The organism is Bacillus sp. SIMBA_008 (assembly GCF_046535495.1).
GTDB classification, from domain to species: Bacteria; Bacillota; Bacilli; order Bacillales; family Bacillaceae; genus Bacillus; species Bacillus subtilis.
Genome location: NZ_JAWRWL010000743.1, coordinates 1 through 259, shown reverse-complemented (window position 1 = coordinate 259; position 259 = coordinate 1). Strand labels below are relative to the sequence as shown.

General features: G+C 40.5%; 1 protein-coding gene. It reads left to right on the top strand.

Annotated features, from left to right (window positions below; all coding sequences use genetic code 11):
• Nucleotides 1-259: MupG family TIM beta-alpha barrel fold protein (locus SB658_RS25245; RefSeq protein ID WP_410603168.1), on the top strand; the 259-nt coding region annotated here is incomplete at both ends.

Below are 259 nucleotides of genomic sequence, written 5' to 3'. Positions count from 1 at the left end.
CATGGCATAATTTTTATCCGCGTCCAGAAACAGGATTAGCAAAGTCCTTCTTACAAAAACAAAACGAATACTTACATGAGTGCGGAATAAAAACGATGGCATTTATTCCGGGAGATGATGAAAAACGTGGTCCGTTATATGAAGGCTTACCAACGTTAGAAAAGCACCGCAATATGCGCCCGCTTAAAGCGTACTTAGAACTTGTACAAGATTGTGGTGTCGATAAGGTGTTAATCGGAGATATAAGCGGAAGTGTAGA